This window comes from Zoogloea sp. GW822-FHT05C07 (assembly GCF_058800215.1).
Genome location: NZ_CM179510.1, coordinates 2,733,147 through 2,750,603 on the forward strand (window position 1 = coordinate 2,733,147; position 17,457 = coordinate 2,750,603).

A 17,457-nucleotide genomic window follows, 5' to 3' on the forward strand; every position below is an offset into this window, starting at 1 on the left:
GGCCGACATACGCAAAGGCTGCTTTTTGGCGTGGGCGTTGTATAGTTAATCTCTATCACCATTGCAGGTGTGTTCCATGACGTTGACCGATCTCCGCTATCTCGTTGCGCTGGCCCGCGAGCGTCATTTCGGGCATGCCGCCGAACGTTGCAATGTCAGCCAGCCGACCCTGTCGGTGGCGATCAAGAAGCTCGAAGAAGAGCTGGCCGTGACGCTCTTCGAGCGCAGCGCCGCCGATGTGAAGATCACCGACATTGGCGCCCGCATCGTCGCCCAGGCCGAAAAGGTGCTGCTCGAGGCCGGCCAGATCAAGGAGCTCGCCACCGCCGGCCGCGACCCGCTGTCCGGCCCGCTGAAGGTCGGCGTGATCTACACCATCGGGCCCTACCTGCTGCCGCACCTGATTCCGCGCGTGCATGAGGCGGCGCCGTCGATGCCGCTGCTGATTCAGGAAAACTACACCGCCCGCCTGGCCGAATCCCTCAAGCGCGGCGACCTGGACGTGATCGTCGTGGCTCTGCCATTCGAGGAGCCCGGCATCGTCACCCAGGCTGTCTATGACGAGCCCTTCCGCGTGCTGATGCCGGCCGGCCATACGTGGGAGAAGGAGCAGGCGATCGCCGCCTCTACGCTGGCCGAGGCGCCGCTGCTGCTGCTCGGGGCCGGCAACTGCTTCCGCGATCAGGTGCTGGAGGTATGCCCGATGTGCCGCAGCGGCGAAGGCCTGCAGCGCACGCTGGAGGGCAGTTCGCTGGAAACCATCCGCCACATGGTGGCCACTGGCGCCGGCATCACCGTGCTGCCGAGCAGTGCGGCCGACCCGCTGCCGGACGGTAATGCGCTGCTCAGCGTGCGCCCCTTCGTGGCGCCGGAACCCTTCCGCCGCGTCGCACTGGCCTGGCGGGTAACCTATCCGCGCAGCGGCGCCATCGACGTGATCCGCTCGGCGATCCTGTCCAGCCCGCTGGCCGGCGTGCGGGCGGTCAGCCGCTGATTGCCCGGGCCGCCCCGGCCTCGGTGACGATCCAGTCCATCGGCTGGTCGTGGGGCTGCGGGAAGGTGTCGGCCACCCGTGCCAGCTCGAAGGCGACGCCGACGCACAGCGGCGCCGGCTGCAGCGCCGCCAGCGTGCGGTCGAAATAGCCGCCGCCGTAGCCGAGGCGGTAACCCGCCGCATCGAAGGCATTGAGGGGCACCAGGATCAGCTCGGGCTGCAGGGTTTCCGTGCCGGCGGGAACCGGGATGCCGTGGTGATCCGTTTCCATCGGGACTTCCGGGTGCCAGTGCAGGAAGGTCATTGGTGCGCACGGCGTCCGGACCACCGGCAGTGCCATCTGCCGTGCCGGGTCGGCGGCCAGCCAGCGCTGCGCCCAGGGCACCAGATCCACCTCACCGCGCCACGGCCAGCAGAAGGCCGCCGTTTTCGGCGCGAGCGCGTCCAGCAGGCGGTCCAGATGATCCTCGATCCGGCGCGTGAAGGCCGCGCGTTCGGCCGCGGGGAGCTGCTCCCGTGCGGCGATGCGGGTTTTTCTTAAATTTTGTCGCAGTGCGGCAACTGTGGCGTCCGGATCCGCTTCCGGGTGGGGGAGGGGAGGGGGCACTGTGCTATTCTCCGTTGGCATCGATGCAGGACGTAAAAGCAATGAAGAATAGCGTGTGGGCCGTGCTGGCGGCAGTGTTGTGGATGGCCTTGCCGGCCGGTGGCGATCCGGGTGACGAGAGAATTCTGCTCGCCAGGGATGCCGCGCGCAGCGGCGACCGTAATCGCCTGGTCCAGTTTGCGCCCCCCACGGGGCACGTCCTCGATCCCTATCCCGAATACTGGGCGCTGTCCAATCAGGTCACCCGGCCCGGCGACGTGGATGCGGCGCGTATCCAGGATTTCCTGCAGCGCTATGCGGGCAGCTGGGTGGCCGAGAAGCTGCGTGGCGAGTGGCTGCGCAACCTCGGCAGGCGCGGCGACTGGGCCCAGCTGGCCGGTGAATTTCCGAACATGGAGCAGCCGGAGCAGGATCTGAAGTGCTACCAGTTCCAGGCCCGCCTGCAGAACGGTGACCGGACCGCGCTCGACGAAGCCCGTCCGCTGTGGTTCCAGCTGGTGGATACGCCCGACAGCTGCGTGCCGGTGCTGCAGACCCTGGTCCGAGAGGCCCTGGTCAGCCCGGACGACATGTGGTTCCGCATCCGCCGCCTGATGGAGGCCAAGCGCCTCGCCGGCGCCCGCGCGGTGGCGAGCTGGCTGCCGGCCGACCAGCAGCCGGCCCCGTCTGAACTCGACCGGGCCAGCACCAATCCAGCGACCTACTTCGACCGCCTGCCGATCAATTTCTCGGCGTCCCGCCAGGGGCGCGAGTTGGCGCTGATCGCCCTGGCCCGCATCGCCCGCGACGATCCGCCGGCCGCCTACGTGCGCTATGCACGCATCGACGAGCGTCTGTCGAGCAGTGACCGCGCCTACGTACTGGCGCAGATCGGCTGGCAGGCGGCGGCCCGCCTGCTGCCGGACGCGAACGCCTGGTTCAAGGCCGCCGGCGATACCCCGATGTCCGACGAACAGGCCACCTGGCGCGTGCGTGCGGCCTTGCGTGCGGCGGACTGGCGCGCCGTGCGCAGCGCTGTCGAGGCCATGGCGCCGGCGCTGCGCGAGCAGCCAGACTGGAGCTACTGGCTCGGCCGCGCCCAGCAGGCCCTCGGCAACCGCGAGGCCGCGCGCAAGGAGTTCGCGCGCATCGCCGGCCATCCGACCTTCTACAGCATCCTGGCTGGCGAGGAGCTCGGCCAGACCTTCACGCTGCCCGCCAAGGCCCGCGCCACCAGCGTCGACGAGGCCGAGCTGGCGCGCCAGACGCCGGGCCTGCAGCGGGCCATCGCGCTGTTCCGCCTGGACCTGCGCACCGAAGGAACCCGCGAGTGGAACTGGACGCTGCGCAACAAGGACGACCGCTTCCTGCTCGCCGCGGCCCAGATGGCCCAGCAGCTCGGCATCTACGACCGGGCCATCAACGCGGCCGACCGCACCCGCAACGAGCACGACTACAGCCTGCGCTACCTGGCGCCCTTCCGCGACCGCATCGAGCCCAACGCGAAGAGCCGCGACCTGGACACCGGCTGGGTCTATGGCCTGATGCGCCAGGAGAGCCGCTTCGTCACCGCCGCCCGTTCCGGCGTCGGCGCCCAGGGGCTGATGCAGATCATGCCGGCCACCGGCCAGTGGGTCGCCGGCAAACTCGGCATGAAGGGCTTCAACGTCGGCTGGCTGCAGGACCCGGACACCAACGTGATGCTCGGCACCACCTACATGCGCATGGTGCTGGCCGGCCTCGACAACCACCCGGTGCTGGCGTCCGCCGCCTACAACGCCGGCCCGGGGCGGGCGAAGAAGTGGAAGGACAGCAAGCCCCTCGAAGGCGCGGTGTATGCCGAGACCATCCCCTTCAACGAAACCCGCGACTACGTGAAGAAGGTGATGGCCAACAGCATCATCTACTCCGCGCTGCTCGACGGGCGGGCGCCGTCCCTGAAGGCGCGCCTGGGTACCATCTCGGCCAGCGACGGCACTGGTGGCAGCGACCTGGGCAGCCCCGCGCCGGGTGCCGGGCTGGAATGAGCGTCGCGGAGGGAATTCTTTGGCGGCGTGGCGATCTGTAGAGCAGTTGCATCGCTCGGGAATCGTCATTATGTCCATCCGCACAGTTCTCCTCATCGGCGGTAGCGGTTTCGTCGGTACCGCAGTCGCCGCCCGCCTGGCCGCATCCGGCAAGACGCTGCTGATCCCCACGCGCCACCGGGAGCGGGTGCGCCACCTGCTGGCCCTGCCGACCGCCGACGTGGTCGAGGCGGACGTCGGCGATCCGGCCGAACTGGCGGTGCTGATGAGCGGCGTCGACGCGGTGGTGAATCTCGTCGGCGTGCTGCATTCTCGCTCCGGCCATCCCTACGGGCCGGATTTCGCCCATGCCCACGTGGTTCTTCCCAAGGGCATCGTCACCGCCGCCCGCGAGGCCGGCGTGCAGCGCATCGTGCATGTCAGCGCCTTGGGTGCGGCGGCGGACGGGCCGTCCGAATACCTGCGCTCGAAGGCCGACGGCGAGGCGGCGATCCGTGCCGCGGCGCCCGACATCGGCTGGACCATCCTGCGCCCGTCGGTGATCTTCGGGCCCGGCGACCGTTTCCTGAACCTCTTTGCCAGCCTGCTCCAGCGTTTCCCGGTGCTGCCCCTCGGCGGCGCGAAGGCACGCTTCCAGCCGGTCTATGTGGGTGATGTGGCGGAAGTGGTGGCCGAGGCCCTCGAACGGCCGGACGCCGTCGGCCAGACCTACGAGCTGGCCGGCCCACGGCCGTACAGCCTGCAGGCGCTCGTCGAATACGTCGGCCGCATCACCGGCCACCCGCGTCCGGTGATTCCGCTGCCGGAAGGGCTGGCCATGCTGCAGGCGGCGCTGCTCGAATGCCTGCCCGGGCCGTTGATGAGCCGCGACAACGTGCGCTCGATGCGCGTGCCCAACGTCGCCAGCGGTGCGCCGCAGCCGTGGGGGCGCCATCCGACGGCCCTCGAGGCAGTGGCGCCGTGTTACCTGGGATCCCTCAACAAGCGCGGCCGCTACACCGCTTTCCAACTGCATCGCCCATGAAAATCTACTGTGTCGGCGGCGCCATCCGTGACGAACTGCTCGGCCTGCCGGTCAAGGACCGGGACTGGGTGGTCGTCGGCGCCACCCCTGAAACCCTGCTGGCCGAGGGCTATACGCCGGTCGGCAAGGACTTCCCGGTCTTCCTCCATCCCCGCAGCCACGAGGAATATGCGCTGGCGCGCACCGAGCGCAAGACCGCGCCTGGCTACGCCGGCTTCGTCTTCCACACCGCGGCGGACGTCACGCTGGAAGAGGATCTGGCTCGCCGCGACCTGACCATCAACGCGATTGCCCGCGACGACGATGGCGTGCTGGTCGATCCCTACGGCGGCCGCCGCGACCTGGACAGCCGGGTGTTCCGCCATGTCAGCCCGGCCTTTGCCGAGGACCCGGTGCGCATCCTGCGGCTGGCGCGTTTTGCGGCCCGCTTCGCCGATTTCACGGTGGCGCCGGAAACCCTTGAGCTGATGCGCGCGATGGTCGCTGCTGGCGAGGTGGATGCGCTGGTGCCGGAGCGGGTCTGGCAGGAGTTCGCCCGCGGCCTGATGGAAGCGCGGCCGTCGCGGATGATCCAGGTGCTGCGCGACTGCGGCGCGCTGGCGCGGCTGCTGCCGGAAGTGGATTGCCTGTTCGGCGTGCCGCAGCCGCTGCAATACCACCCGGAAGGCGACACCGGCGTCCATGTCCTGATGGTCCTCGACCGCGCCGCCGCCGACGGCCTGGCCTTGCCCGGACGGCTGGCCTGCCTGCTGCACGACCTGGGCAAGGGCGTCACGCCGGAGGATGTGCTGCCCCATCACTACGGGCATGAGGCGGCCAGCGAGCGGCTGGCGCGGGAGGTCTGCCAGCGCCTCAAATGCCCGGTCGACTGCCGCGACCTGGCGCTGATGATGGCCCGTGAGCACGGCATCGTGCACCAGGGCCAGGTTCTGCGCGCCGAGACCACGGTCAAGCTCATCGAGCGTTGCGACGGCCTGCGCCGGCCCGAACGTTTCGTCGCGCTGCTCGACGCCTGTGCTTGCGACTACCGGGGGCGCAGCACTTACGAGGAGCGGCCCTATCCCCAGCGCGAGCGCCTGCTTGCGGCGCTGGCCGCGGTGCGCGGCGTCGATGCCGGCGCCATCGCCCGCGGCGTGGCGGACAAAGTGCGCATCCCGGTCGAGGTCCATGCGGCCCGCGTGGCGGCGGTGCGCCAGCTGGAAGGCCGCGAAGCCGATGCCGGCGCGGCGAACGCTCCATGCCGCGTAGAAACTCGTTAGCCTTTCCACGCACGCCGCCGTCGTAGCGACCTACAATGCGCGCACTTCCATGCGCTTGCCCATCGATTTGCCTGTCGTGTCACTCCTGGTCCGGCGAATAATCCTGTTGCTTGCCGGCCTGAGTCTGGCCGTGTCTGCCGCGGCCGTGCAGCCGATCCCGGCCTTTTCCGAGGTCAAGGCCAGTGCCCTGCCTTCGGTAGGCGTTCTGCTCGCGCGGGACGGCACGCCCTTGGCCGAGCGGCGCCTCAACCCCCATGTGCGCCGCCTGGAATGGGTGGGTCTGCACAGCCTGTCCCCATCGCTCAAGGAGGCCCTGCTGGCGGCGGAGGACAAGCGTTTCTTCGAGCATTCCGGCGTCGACTGGAAGGCGTTTGCCGGTTCCCTATGGCACAACCTGTGGTACGACCGCAAACGCGGCGCCTCGACCTTGTCGATGCAGCTGGCCGGCCTGCTCGACCCGGAACTGGCCCTTGGCCGCGACGGCATGCCGCGGCGCAGCCTGGGCCAGAAATGGGACCAGGCGTTGGCCGCCCAGGCCCTGGAGGCTCGCTGGACGAAGGAGCAGATTCTCGAGGCCTATCTCAATCTGGCACCGTTCCGCGGCGACCTGCAGGGCGTCCATGCGGCGGCGCGGGCATTGTTCGGCAAGTCGCCGTCCGAACTGGGGCGCCCTGAAGCACTGCTTCTGTCGGTCCTGCTGCGCGGGCCCAATGCCAAGCCGGATGTCGTTGCCCACCGTGCCTGCGTACTGGCCGAGCGCGTCAATGCGCCGTCGACGTGTGCGGTGGTCCAGCGTCTGGCCACCAATAACCTCGACCGCCAGCACACCGGGCCGCGCTGGGAATGGGCGTCCCATGCGGGGCGGTTGCTCCTGCAGCATCCGGGCGAGCGTCTGACCAGCACGCTCGACGCGGAAGCTCAGAAGGGCGTGACCGCGGTGCTGCATCGGCTGGGTACGCTGGAGTCGGCCGCGGTGGTGCTCGACAATCCCACCGGCGACGTGCTGGCCTACGTCGGGGCGCCGGATTACGCGGCGCCGGACCATGCGCTGACGCCGCGCAATGCGGGTAGCCTGCTGTCGCCCTTTGCCTATGGCCTAGCGCTCGAGCGCCGGCAGATCACCGCCGCCAGCCTGCTCGACGAGGCGCTGGCCAACCACGCACCAACCTTGCCCGACGAGCGCATGTGGGTCAGCGTGCGGCGCGCGCTGGCCGAAGGAATGAGTGATCCGGCCCAGGCCGTGGGCCGGCTCGTGGGGGAGGGCTTGTCGGAGCGTCTGCGTCAGGCCGAGGTCGACGTGCGTGGCGGCAGTGCCGACCTGGCCCTGCTGCCGCTGGCCGCCCTCTACCGCAGCCTGGCTGTGGGTGGGCAATGGCAGGTGCCCCGCTTCCAACCCAACGTAGATCGGGTACAGCGCCGCCTGCTGCGGCCGGAGGCCAGCTTTATCGTCAGCGACATGCTGGCCTTGCCGGATGCCGATGGCGCTCCGTTGCCCTATGTCGTCCGCCAATACACGGTGGACAGCCGCGAGACGCTGACGGTGGGCTTCTCCGAGCGCTTCACGATCGTCCTGTGGGTGGCCGGGCTGCGCAGCGCGCAGCCCGCTGCCAGCCAGGCCTGGAACGACATCCTGCGTGGGCTGCAGCGGGGCCAGACGCCAGTGCGGCCGGTGCCGCCGGCAGGCGTGGTGCCGAGCCTGGTGGTGTTCGAGCCGCCGGTCGAGAGCCCACGGCGGGAATGGTTCATCCGCGGCACGGAAGTGGAGCGGGTTGCCGTGCCACGGGTGCTGCCGCGCATCGTCCAGCCGCTCAACGGCATGCTGGTGGATGCGATGGCGCTGCTGCGTGATGAGGGCTTCAAGGTGTATTTCGAGGCCACCCACCTGCCAGCGGGCGCCTGGTGGCGCCTTAACGGAGAGGCTCTGGGGCGCGGCGAGCGGATCGCCTGGCGGCCGGTGGCCGGCCGGCATGTGCTGGAGTTGATGTCTGCCGAAGGCCAGGTCCTCGACGGCGTGACCTTCGCCGTGCGGGCTCCTCTCGAACCGGACCTACAGCGCCCGGAGCAGCAGCCAGACGGCCAGTGACATCAGCAGCGTGCTGGTGAATGGAATGTGGATGTGCCGCCCGAAGACGTCGAAATGCAAGTCGCCGGGCAGGTGCCCAATGCGCCAGCGCCGTAGGGGCAGGCCGGAGCCGAGTCCGGAAACTACCGCCACCACCACGATGGCCAGCAGCCATTTGAGCATTGCCGGTTGCCTTCAGTCGTTCAAAGCCCCGATTTAACCGCAGTTTTCTGCGCAGCAGCATGTTTTCTGCTTTCGCCCTGCCCGTGTGTGCTGTAAGTTCTGGACCCACAACAATACATATTCACGCCCACCCCATGACGCCGACCCCCTGTCTGCCGTTTTCAGCCGTCCCTCCTCAGAGGACGTGTGCATGAACCGCTCCCGTTTTGGCGACCTGGAAGTTCTCTGTCGCGCACCGGCCGGGACGACGGCCCACGAAACCCCCTTGCTGTTCATCCACGGCGCTTACACGGCCGCCTGGTGCTGGGATGAGTTCTTCCTGTCGTGGTTTGCCGAGCAGGGCTTCACGGCGTACGCCATGTCCCTGTCCGGCCATGGCAAGAGTCGTGGGCGGGCCTACCTGGACAGCTTCTCGATCGCCGACTACGTGGCCGACGTGGCGGAGGTGGTGGCCGCGCTGCCGGCGCCGCCGGTGCTGGTCGGACACTCGATGGGCGGCATGGTGGTGCAGAAATTCCTCGAGAACCACTCGGCGCCCGGCGTGGTGCTGATGTCCTCGGTGCCGCCGCAGGGTTTGCTCGGTTCGGCTTTTGGGCTGGCCTTCGCGCGGCCGCACTTGCTCGGCGATCTCAACCGCCTGATGGGCGGCGGCCAGCCGCAGATGGAAACCCTGCGCGACGCGCTGTTCCACGAGGCGATCGAACTGGACCGCCTGCAGCGCTATTACCACCTGTGCCAGCCGGAGTCCCATCGGGCGATCTGGGACATGTCGCTGTTTGACCTGCCCTTCCTGTCGCGCATGCAGATTCCGCCGATGCTGGTGCTCGGTGGCGAGTACGACGTGCTGATCCCGCCGGATCAGGTCCGCATGACGGCGGCCCGCTACGGGGTCAAGGCGCAGATCCTGCCGGGCCTCGGGCACGGCCTGATGATGGAGTCGGACTGGCGTCTGGCGGCCGAGCCGATCGTGCGCTGGATGAAGGAAAAAGGCCTGTAAGGGCTCCGAACGGGCCGTGTCTGGCCCGTGCCGTGAAGTCCGTCATGGCGGCGCGGCGCGCCGTCGACCATGCTGAAACCGTGAACGAGAGGGTGCGGAGGCGGCTGCAGGGGTTCCGTACCGATTTTCCTTCAACCTTTGGAGGCCGCAGCCGTTAGATGCATCAGCGGGCCTGATTTTTTCCCTTACCCGCAACGGAGGCCGATATGGTGATCAGCATGGATATGGAAAGCGGTGCTCGGATCTACGGCGAGCCGATCGAAGAGGTCGGCATGGCGTACGGCGATGAGGTGCTGAATGCCAACCCCTTACCCCCCGAATTGGCGCTGGGACTGCAGGAGGTGGCGAGCGTCGGGCGCGGGCAGCATGCGGCGCCGACCGACGTGGAGGCCTTCCTGGCAGCGGTGTATCGCTACCAGGAGTAGGACTCGCGGTTCCCGTCAGGCCTGCCGGCTCATCGAGCCAGCAGGCCTTTTTGCTTTTTAGAGCGCGTGGAGGCGGTCGCCCCGGATGAAGCCGAGCAGCGGCTGGGTGATGTCCTTGCCGAGCGCGATGACCTTGAACAGCTCGCCCATTTCATGGGGGCCGGTGAGGCGCTGTACCGCCTTGGAGGCGCGGATGTAATCCACGCTGTCTTCCGGCGCCCGGCGGGACAGGCATTCCAGCACGCCGCAGTTGAACAGCAGCGTGGCTTGGTTGGTGTAGCCGAGCACGTCGAGGCCGGCCTCGAAACCGGCTTCGGCCACTGCGGTGAAATCGACGAAGGCGGTGATGTCGTTGAGCCCCGGCCACAGGAAGGGGTCGCCGTGGGCGTGGTGGCGGAAGTAGCACAGCAGCGTGCCGGTGGCACGGCTGTCGAGGTAGTACTCGGCCCGCGGATAACCGTAGTCCACCAGCAGCATGGCCCCGCGTTCCAGGCGTACCGCCCATTCGGCGATCCACGCCCGCCCGGCGAGGTTGATCTCGCTGACGTATTCGCCGTCCTCGGGCAACGGCACATCGAGGGTGGCCGCTGCTTCGGCGACCTTGCCGCTGGCCGGCTTGTCGGCCCAGACGAAATTGCCGTCGGCACCGAGGGCCACGCCCCGCTCGAAGATGCCGTCCGGCCGCCAGGCGACGAGATGAACCGGCATCACGTCGAGCACCTCGTTGGCGACCAGCGCGCCGGAGAAGCGCTCCGGCAGGCTGTCCAGCCAGCGGACGCGGGACGCCAGGTGGGGGGCTTTGGCGGCGAGGGTGTCGAACTGGCGCTCGCGCAGCTCACCGGAGACCTCGAGGATGCCGTAGCTGTCCGGCAGCGCGCCGCGGTGCTCCAGTTCCAGCAGCAGGTCGGCGGCCAGCAGGCCGGTGCCGGCGCCGGCTTCGATGATGTGTGGCGAAGACAATCCCATGACCTGCTGAACCTGGGCCGCCAGCGCCTGGCCGAACAAGGGAGTCAGTTCCGGCGCGGTGATGAAGTCGCCGCCTGGCCCAAACTTGTGGGCGCCGCCGCTGTAGTAGCCAAGGCCGGGCGTGTACAGGGCTTCGGCCATGTAGGTGGCGAAGGAGATCCAGCCGTCCTGTGCCTCGATCAGGCTGCGCAGGCGGTAAACGAGGCGTGCGCTCTGTTCGAGGGCGTCGGGCGAGGGCTGGGGCAGGTTCATGGCGGCGGTGGATAGGGGAAAGTCCGCATTTTAACCGTTCGTTGCAGTGCACCGTCGAGGGGGTTGGCACCGTATGATTACGCCCTTCGCTTCGATTCTCTCCCCTGGTAGTCATGATTGAAGATCCGATCGCCCCGGTCGTGCTGGTGACGGGCGGTGCACGGCGCGTGGGCGCCGAAATCGTCCGCTGTCTGCACGCGGCCGGTGCGCAGGTGGCCGTGCATTATCGCCATTCCCGCGGCGAGGCCGAGGCGCTGGTCGCGGCCCTTGAAGGGCTGCGCCCGGGCTCGGCGGTGGCGCTGCAGGCCGAACTGCTCGACAGCACGGCGCTGCCGCGTCTGGTGGACGCCGCCGTGGCGCGTTTCGGGCGGCTCGATGGGCTGGTCAACAATGCGTCGAGCTTCTTCCCGACGGCCCTGGGCGAAATCGATGAGACGGCGTGGACCGATCTGGTCGGCTCCAATCTGAAGGCGCCGCTGTTCCTGGCCCAGGCGGCGGCCACACACCTGAGCGCGAGCGGCGGGGCGATCGTCAACATCGTCGACATCCATGCCGAGCGGCCGTTGAAGGGCTACGCTTTGTATTGCGCGGCGAAGGCCGGTTTGCTCGGGCTGACCCGCGCCCTGGCGCTGGAACTGGCGCCGCGGGTCCGCGTGAATGGGGTGGCGCCGGGGGCGATCGAATGGCCCGACGATGGGCAGTTCCCGCCGCAGGAGCGGGAGCGCATCGTCGCCCATACCCTGCTGGGGCGGGTCGGCGCGCCGTCGGACATCGCCCGCACGGTGCGCTTCCTGCTGTTCGATGCGCCCTACGTGACTGGCCAGATCCTGTCGGTGGACGGCGGCCGCAGCGCCCATTTATAAGTTATTTAACATTTATGCCGATGGCTGTTGATGCTATCAGACTATAATTTTCGGAAATTTAATTGACATGGAACACGTAGTGCCAGCCATCGCCAGCCAGGCAGCAGAACAGTCCGAAACGGAAAGCCGCCATTCCAACACCTTCCTGCGCCTGAAGAAGTTCCTGATGCGCAAGGTCGGCGAAGCCATCGGCGATTACCGGATGATCGACGACGGTGACGTTGTCATGGTCTGTCTGTCAGGCGGGAAAGACTCGTTCACGCTGCTGAGCCTGCTGATGGAACTGCGTGAGCGGGCGCCGATCGATTTCCGCATCGTCGCGATGAACCTCGACCAGAAGCAGCCCGGCTTCCCCGACCATGTGCTGCCGGCGTACTTCGAATCGGTGGGCGTGGAATACCGGATCGTTACCGAAGACACTTACAAAATTGTCAAGGACAAGATCCCGGAAGGCAAGACGACCTGCTCACTGTGCTCGCGTCTGCGCCGGGGCATCATCTACCGCACGGCGAAGGAGCTCGGCGCAACCAAGATCGCCCTCGGCCACCATCGCGACGACATGATCGAGACCATGTTCCTGAACATGTTCTTCGGCGGCAAGATGAAGGGCATGCCGCCCAAGCTGGTCAGCGATGACGGACAGAACGTGGTGATCCGGCCGCTGGCATACTGTGCGGAAAAGGATATCGAGCGCTTTGCCCGTGGCATGGAGTACCCGATCATCCCGTGCAACCTGTGTGGCAGCCAGGAGAATGCCCAGCGCAAGCAGATCAAGGCGATGTTGCGCGATTGGGACGAACGCTTCCCGGGGCGCATCGTCTCCATCTCCACCGCCATGAAGAACATCGTGCCGTCGCACATGGCCGACGTCGAGCTGTTTGATTTCCGCAACGTGTCGCGGGATACGCAGGTGGAACAGGGGGACATCGTTTTCGACAGTCCCGAGTTGCCGTCCCATCCGGAGCATGAAGCCTCCATCCCGATCGGATTCTGGAAGAACTGATTCATGAACCACAGCCCTGCCCCTGCCGGAAGCCACCTGATCCGGATCCCGCTTTTTTCGCCTGCAGTAGGTCGCGGAGTCGTCCAGCATGCATGATCGCGCCCGGGCGCCCTGCCTCCTCCTCGCCGAGATCGCGGGCGGCGTTCATCTTGCCGAAAAGCTGGGCGAGGCCGAGGCGGCCTACGCGGTCGAACGCAGTCTCAACCGCATGTCGCGTTGCGCAGAGGCCTACCAGGCCATCGGTTTTGCGGTGCGGGGGGAGTCGCTGGTGGCCCATTTTCCCGATGCGGACTCGGCGCTGCTGGCCGCCCGGGAAATGCGTGAGCGGGTCCGGGCGTTGCCGCCGCTGAGCGGCATCAAGCTGGTGCTGAAGGCAGGGGTGGTGCTGGAGACGGAAGCCGAGGGGCTGGGGCTGGAGGCCGAGAAGCTGGCCGTGCTGCTGGTCGAAAGCCATGGGCCTGACAGCATTGCGGTGTCGGAGAACCTCGGGCGGGTATTGACGCCGTCCTTGCGCCGCATGCTGGGGCATTCCGATGAGGGCGTGGGTGAAATGCCGATTCCCGTCCTCGAGCTCGGGGAGGGAACGCCGCCAAGTCCGGCTGAACTGCGTCACGAAGCCCTGCATGCCCAGAAGCAGATGCGGATCAGCTATCGCGGGCGGAGCTGGGTGATCGACGTGGCCCGCCCGGCGCTGTTGTTCGGGCGCGATACCGGCAACGACATCGTGATCTCCGATCCGCGGGTTTCTCGCCGCCATGCGCGCCTCGAACTGCGCAACGGCCTGTTCTACCTGACCGATTCGAGTACCAACGGAACCTTCCTGCTGGAGGAGGGCAGCCCGGAGCACTGCATCAAACGCGAGGAGTTCATCCTCGGCGAGAAAGGGCATATCGGCTGCGGTTTCTCCGTCAACGACAACATGTCGGATGTGGTGGCGTTTGCCTTGGGGTGATCGGGGAGCACAGGCGCCGGGCTGAATGATAAAGGGCCGCATCCGCGGCCCTTTATCATGGAAATGAAGCAGCTCAGCCCTTCAGGCAGCCGCTCATGAACTTCTTGCGCTCGTCGCCCTTCAGCGCCTTGTCGCCGGCTTCCTTGTTGCAGGACTTCATCTTGTCCTGCTGGGTGGTCTTGCCATCCTTGGCGGCGGCGGCAGGCTTGGCCGACAGACAGTCCTTCATGAAGGCCTTGCGCTCATCGCCTTTCTTGTCGGCGGCGGAGGCATTGCATTCCTTCATCTTGTTCTGCTGGCCGGTTGCGGCGAAGGCTGCAGGCGCCAGGCTGGCGGCAAACAGGGACACGGCGACGCTCAGGATCATTTTTTTCATCATGCCACTCCTCGTATGGACGGTTTGTCGGTGCTGCGGATGCAGCATAAACGCACCGCGAGACCCGCAGTTGACGGCGTAAAGGCCCGCCAACACGTCGTTTGCGACGAGTTGTGTCAACGGCGGCTAGAAGCCGCTCTCTTCCATTGCGCGACGCTGGCGGTCGACGAATTCCTGCGTCGAGTCGATGCCGCGCAGCAGCAGGATCGTCGAACGCACGGCGGCCTCGAGCAGCACGGCGAGGTTGCGGCCGGCCGCAACCGGCAGCACGACGCGGCGTACCGGCACGCCGAGGATGGGTTGCTGCTCGCCGTCGAGGGTCAGGCGTAGCGGGTCTTCCTGGCCCGGCTGGCGGCGTTGCAGATGGACCACCAGCTTGAGCTTCATCTTCCGCCGGCAGGCCGTTTCGCCGAAGATCGTACGGATGTTGAGGATGCCGAGGCCGCGCACCTCGATGACGTCCTGCAGCAGTTCGGGGCAGCGCCCCTCCAGCACGGTCGGGGCGATGCGCGAGAACTCGACGATGTCGTCGGCCACCAGGCCGTGGCCGCGGGAGATCAGTTCCAGCGCCAGTTCGGATTTGCCAGCGCCGGAGTCGCCGGTGATGAACACGCCAAGGCCCAGCACGTCCATCAGCACCCCGTGCAGAGCGACCCTTTCGGCCAGCTGGCGCGACAGGTAGCTGCGCAGCAGGTCGATGACGTTGGCGGACGGCAGCGGGCTGGCGAAGAGGGCGATGTCCTCGTTCGCACACAGCGTGCGGATGCTGCTCGGAATCTCCTCGTCGTCGGCGACGATGAGTGCCGGCGGGGCGTAGGAGAGGATCTCCCGGACGTGGTGGATGACCTTCTCGCGGGTCTGGCGGCGGGCCCAGGCCATCTCGGAGGAGCCGAGGATTTGCAGGCGGTCCGGGTGGATCAGGTTGAGGTGGCCGACCATGTCGGCAGGCCAGATGCGGTCTTCGGAGACCGAAATGCGGGTCGCCAGGCTGCCGCAGATGTGGCGCAGCCGCAGGCGCTCCAGGTTGTCGTCAAACAGCCGGCTGACTGTCGTCTGACGCATGGCTGCCCCATTGGGCGAAAAGGGTGTGGGCGGCCTGGGCATCGGGCGCGCTCATCAGCTGTTCACGGAAGCTGCGGTCGCTGAACATCTGGGCCAGTTCGGACAGCAGTTGCAGATGGTGCTCGTTGGCCTGCTCGGGAACCAGCAGCACGAACAGCATCGACACGGGGCGTCCGTCGGGGGCGTCGAAGGGTACCGGCTCGGCGAGGCGGATGAAGGCACCCAGCGCCTCCTTGAGGCCCTTGATGCGGCCGTGGGGAATGGCGATGCCCTGGCCGAGGCCGGTCGAGCCGAGCTTCTCGCGGGCAAACAGGCTGTCGAAGACTGTGCTGCGGCCGATGCCGTGGTTGTTCTCGAACAGCAGGCCGGCTTGCTCGAAAGCGCGCTTCTTGCTGCTCGCCTCGAGTCCGACGACCACGTTGGTCGGCGGCAGAAGTTTGGCGATGAGGTTCATGCGAGGACTCTCCCGTGTGCGGAACGGGCCGACACAGGTTGCCGGTGAAAGGCGATTCAGGAAGATCCGGAGGCGGAGGCCGCCGGGGCCGTTGTGTCAATTGGGGCGCATTATAGCCACAACGGTCCCGGGGAAAAGGGTATTACGCGACGCCGGGAATCAGGACTCGGCGAGGTGTTGCTTCAGGGAGTCGTGACCGTGGTCGCTGGTCTTGTCCTTGTACTTCAGGACCTGGCGGTCGAGCTTGTCGATCAGCCCGTCGATGGCTGCGTACATGTCGGCATCTTCGTTCTCGACGAAGATGTCCTTGCCGCGCACGTGCACGGTAACTTCGGCCTTCTGACGCAGCTTTTCCACCGAGAGGATCACGCCGACGCTGGTGACGTTGTCGAAGTGACGGATCACGCGGTCCAGCTTGCTCGTGACGTACTCGCGGATGGCCGGCGTAACTTCGACGTGATGCCCCGTGATGTTGAGGTTCATGGTTGCTACCTTTCTGTCAGATGGTTTTGCGCAGACTGACCGGCGGAATATCGAGGGACTCGCGGTATTTTGCAATTGTCCGACGAGCCACGACGATACCCTGCTGGCCCAACAACTCGGCAATCTTGGCGTCGGACAAGGGTTTCTTCTTGTCTTCCGCTCCCACGAGCTGGCGAATCAGCGCCCGAATCGCCGTCGAGGAAGCAGCCCCACCGCTGTCGGTGGCAACGTGACTGCCGAAAAAATACTTGAACTCGAAAATGCCCCGCGGTGTGGCCATGTACTTTTGGGTGGTCACCCGCGAAACGGTGGATTCGTGTAGATCCAGTTGTTCGGCAATTTCCCGCAGGGTCAGCGGTCGCATTGCCACATCGCCATAATCGAAGAACTGGCGCTGGCGGTCAACGATCGCTTGCGAAACCCGCTGGATGGTGTCGAAACGCTGCTGCACGTTCTTGATCAGCCAGCGTGCTTCCTGCAGGTGGCTGGACAGGGAACCGCTGGCGCCGCGGTTGTCGCGCAGGATCTGGGCATACAGCTGGTTGATGCGCAGGCGCGGCATCGCGTCGGGATTGAGGCTGACGACCCAGTTGTTACGCATCTTGCGGACCACCACGTCGGGGACCACATAGCGGGTGTCGGCCTGGGAGAACTGGGCGCCGGGGCGCGGGTTGAGGCTGAGGATCAGCGCATGGGCCTCGCGCAGCGTGTCGTCGCTGCAGCGCAGGGCGCGCTTGATCTTCAGGAAGTCGCGGGCAGCCAGCAGTTCGAGGTGTTCGCTGACGATGGCGATGGCCAGGTCGCGGGCTTCGCCGGGGGGCTGGGTATGCAGCTGCAAGGCCAGGCACTGGCCCACGTCCTGGGCGCCGATGCCGGCCGGGTCCAGGCTCTGGATCTGGCGCAGCGCGATCTTGAGATCGTCGAGCTCGATTTCCAGCTCGGGGGGCAGCAGCGGCAGCAGGTCAGCCAGATCCTGGCTGAGGTAGCCGTCGTCGTCGAGGGCCTCGATGAGGAAGCGCACCAGCGCCCTGTCCCGGTCGGACAGCGGGGTCAGGGCGACCTGAGCGTCCAGGTGGTCGCGCAGGGATGGCACGGCGGCCTGGAACTCCTGGAAGTCGGTCTCGTCGTCGTCGTCGCGCTGCCCGCCGCTACCCGCCGCAGCCCATTCGCCGGCTTCGCCGCTGCCGTCGAAATCGTGGTCCGGCTCGCGCTCGCGTTCCGCCTCCCGGGATTGCTCCTGCTCGCGCTCGTGGGCGGCTTCGCTGCCCGCCGGCGCCACGGGGCCGGGCGCCTCGACGCGGCTCGAGCCGAGGTCGCCCTCGGGCTCCTCCCGCTCGAGCATGGGGTTTTCCAGGAGGATCTTCTCGATCTCCTGGTTGAGTTCGAGGGTCGACAACTGCAGCAGCTTGATGGACTGCTGCAGCTGGGGCGTCAGCGCGAGATGCTGGGAGAGTTTGAGCTGAAGGCTGGGCTTCATGAGTCGTATCGG

The 17,457-nt window shown here is 67.0% G+C and carries 18 protein-coding genes; 10 read left to right on the plus strand and 8 right to left on the minus strand.

From position 1 onward, the window contains the following. Window positions 1–76 precede the first annotated feature (76 nt). Window positions 77–994, plus strand: coding sequence for a hydrogen peroxide-inducible genes activator (locus AC3QL2_RS12855; protein WP_493230765.1), 918 nt, complete (start codon window positions 77–79; stop codon window positions 992–994). On the opposite strand, the gene AC3QL2_RS12860 is transcribed toward AC3QL2_RS12855, so the two are convergent. Then, a complete protein-coding gene (locus AC3QL2_RS12860; RefSeq protein ID WP_493230766.1) occupies window positions 984–1,601 on the minus strand; it encodes a 5-formyltetrahydrofolate cyclo-ligase in 618 nt (205 codons plus the stop codon). The genes AC3QL2_RS12855 and AC3QL2_RS12860 overlap by 11 nt on opposite strands. A 41-nt stretch (window positions 1,602–1,642) precedes the next feature. Here AC3QL2_RS12860 and AC3QL2_RS12865 point away from each other — a divergent pair, with 41 nt between their 5' ends. The 4 genes from AC3QL2_RS12865 to AC3QL2_RS12880 all read left to right on the plus strand — a co-directional run bounded on the left by AC3QL2_RS12865 (window position 1,643) and on the right by AC3QL2_RS12880 (window position 7,973). After that, window positions 1,643–3,607, plus strand: coding sequence for a lytic transglycosylase domain-containing protein (locus AC3QL2_RS12865; protein WP_493230767.1), 1,965 nt, complete (start codon window positions 1,643–1,645; stop codon window positions 3,605–3,607). 70 nt (window positions 3,608–3,677) lie between these two features. Beyond that, on the plus strand, window positions 3,678–4,631 hold the full coding sequence (locus tag AC3QL2_RS12870) for a complex I NDUFA9 subunit family protein (RefSeq protein ID WP_493230768.1): 954 nt from the start codon (window positions 3,678–3,680) through the stop codon (window positions 4,629–4,631). Continuing rightward, window positions 4,628–5,890 carry a multifunctional CCA addition/repair protein gene (locus tag AC3QL2_RS12875; RefSeq protein ID WP_493230770.1) on the plus strand — a complete coding sequence of 421 codons (1,263 nt, stop codon included), beginning with the start codon at window positions 4,628–4,630 and terminating at the stop codon, window positions 5,888–5,890. Before AC3QL2_RS12870 ends, AC3QL2_RS12875 begins: the two co-directional genes overlap by 4 nt. Window positions 5,891–6,020: 130 nt before the next feature. Further along, on the plus strand, window positions 6,021–7,973 hold the full coding sequence (locus tag AC3QL2_RS12880) for a transglycosylase domain-containing protein (protein ID WP_493230771.1): 1,953 nt from the start codon (window positions 6,021–6,023) through the stop codon (window positions 7,971–7,973). On the opposite strand, the gene AC3QL2_RS12885 is transcribed toward AC3QL2_RS12880, so the two are convergent. Next, entirely contained in the window at window positions 7,938–8,135 is a 198-nt protein-coding gene (locus tag AC3QL2_RS12885) for a DUF2905 domain-containing protein (RefSeq protein WP_493230773.1), read from the minus strand. The genes AC3QL2_RS12880 and AC3QL2_RS12885 overlap by 36 nt on opposite strands. Window positions 8,136–8,325: 190 nt before the next feature. On the opposite strand from AC3QL2_RS12885, the gene AC3QL2_RS12890 reads away from it, so the two are divergent. Together AC3QL2_RS12890 and AC3QL2_RS12895 are read left to right on the plus strand one after the other, a co-directional pair. Then, window positions 8,326–9,132, plus strand: a complete 807-nt coding sequence (locus AC3QL2_RS12890; protein WP_493230774.1) for an alpha/beta hydrolase — start codon at window positions 8,326–8,328, stop codon at window positions 9,130–9,132. A 206-nt stretch (window positions 9,133–9,338) separates the two neighbouring features. Next, the gene (locus AC3QL2_RS12895) at window positions 9,339–9,557 is read left to right on the plus strand and encodes a hypothetical protein (RefSeq protein ID WP_493230775.1); all 219 of its coding nucleotides are present in this window, start codon (window positions 9,339–9,341) and stop codon (window positions 9,555–9,557) included. Window positions 9,558–9,614: 57 nt separating this feature from the next. Here the strand turns inward: AC3QL2_RS12895 and AC3QL2_RS12900 are convergent, their stop codons facing one another. After that, window positions 9,615–10,775, minus strand: a complete 1,161-nt coding sequence (locus AC3QL2_RS12900) for a class I SAM-dependent methyltransferase (protein WP_493230776.1) — start codon at window positions 10,773–10,775, stop codon at window positions 9,615–9,617. A gap of 113 nt (window positions 10,776–10,888) precedes the next feature. Between AC3QL2_RS12900 and AC3QL2_RS12905 the strand changes: the two genes are divergently transcribed. The 3 genes from AC3QL2_RS12905 to AC3QL2_RS12915 all read left to right on the plus strand — a co-directional run bounded on the left by AC3QL2_RS12905 (window position 10,889) and on the right by AC3QL2_RS12915 (window position 13,593). Continuing rightward, entirely contained in the window at window positions 10,889–11,638 is a 750-nt protein-coding gene (locus AC3QL2_RS12905) for a pteridine reductase (RefSeq protein WP_493230777.1), read from the plus strand. 67 nt (window positions 11,639–11,705) lie between these two features. Further along, complete coding sequence (gene ttcA / locus AC3QL2_RS12910; protein ID WP_493230778.1) at window positions 11,706–12,641, plus strand: tRNA 2-thiocytidine(32) synthetase TtcA; 936 nt, start codon at window positions 11,706–11,708, stop codon at window positions 12,639–12,641. Between the two features lie 88 nt (window positions 12,642–12,729). Next, window positions 12,730–13,593 (plus strand): FHA domain-containing protein, encoded by an 864-nt coding sequence (locus AC3QL2_RS12915; protein WP_493230780.1) that lies wholly within the window; start codon window positions 12,730–12,732, stop codon window positions 13,591–13,593. Between the two features lie 73 nt (window positions 13,594–13,666). On the opposite strand, the gene AC3QL2_RS12920 is transcribed toward AC3QL2_RS12915, so the two are convergent. The 5 genes from AC3QL2_RS12920 to AC3QL2_RS12940 form a co-directional block, all read right to left on the minus strand. Next, window positions 13,667–13,969: a PsiF family protein gene (locus tag AC3QL2_RS12920; RefSeq protein ID WP_493230781.1), complete on the minus strand. Its 303-nt coding sequence runs from the start codon at window positions 13,967–13,969 to the stop codon at window positions 13,667–13,669. 126 nt (window positions 13,970–14,095) lie between these two features. Beyond that, the gene (gene hprK, locus AC3QL2_RS12925) at window positions 14,096–15,031 is read right to left on the minus strand and encodes an HPr(Ser) kinase/phosphatase (protein WP_493230783.1); all 936 of its coding nucleotides are present in this window, start codon (window positions 15,029–15,031) and stop codon (window positions 14,096–14,098) included. After that, a complete protein-coding gene (gene ptsN, locus AC3QL2_RS12930) occupies window positions 15,000–15,485 on the minus strand; it encodes a PTS IIA-like nitrogen regulatory protein PtsN (protein WP_493230784.1) in 486 nt (161 codons plus the stop codon). The genes hprK and ptsN overlap by 32 nt, the downstream gene beginning before the upstream one ends. A 159-nt stretch (window positions 15,486–15,644) precedes the next feature. Next, the gene (gene hpf / locus AC3QL2_RS12935) at window positions 15,645–15,968 is read right to left on the minus strand and encodes a ribosome hibernation-promoting factor, HPF/YfiA family (protein WP_493230785.1); all 324 of its coding nucleotides are present in this window, start codon (window positions 15,966–15,968) and stop codon (window positions 15,645–15,647) included. A gap of 16 nt (window positions 15,969–15,984) precedes the next feature. Further along, window positions 15,985–17,445, minus strand: coding sequence for an RNA polymerase factor sigma-54 (locus AC3QL2_RS12940; RefSeq protein WP_493230787.1), 1,461 nt, complete (start codon window positions 17,443–17,445; stop codon window positions 15,985–15,987). Window positions 17,446–17,457: the final 12 nt, after the last annotated feature.